Here is a 326-nt window from a genome sequence, read left to right as displayed (position 1 = left end):
GGCGGACCGCGTTCCCGAACGGAAACAACGACCGGTTACTTCTTACGGAAGTGTAGGCAATTCCGATCACGTCACACATGCGTCGTCGACAGTACCTGCGGGCGCTCGGCCTCGCCGGTGCCGCCTCGCTGGCCGGTTGTACGACCCGGGCCCAGACGCCCTCCGGCGACCGCGGCACGGTGACGCTCGCGACCGCCACGACGGCGTACGACAGCGGGCTGCTCCCCGTCCTGAACCGGGGGTACGCCGACCGGTTCGGGGCGCGGGTGGAGTCGGTGGTTCGGGGGACGGGCGCCTCGCTCCGGACCGCCCGGGACGGCGACTGC

1 pseudogene is annotated in these 326 nt (G+C 71.8%); it reads left to right on the top strand.

What is annotated here, in order from left to right:
* Positions 1-77: 77 nt before the first annotated feature.
* Positions 78-326: pseudogene (locus EXE42_RS17435) on the top strand (molybdenum transporter); the annotation flags it as partial.

The organism is Halorubrum sp. SP3 (genome assembly GCF_005435195.1).
Lineage (GTDB): Archaea > Halobacteriota > Halobacteria > Halobacteriales > Haloferacaceae > Halorubrum > Halorubrum sodomense.
Note: the sequence above shows the minus strand (reverse complement) of the source record. Positions and strands in the feature narration are given on the sequence as shown.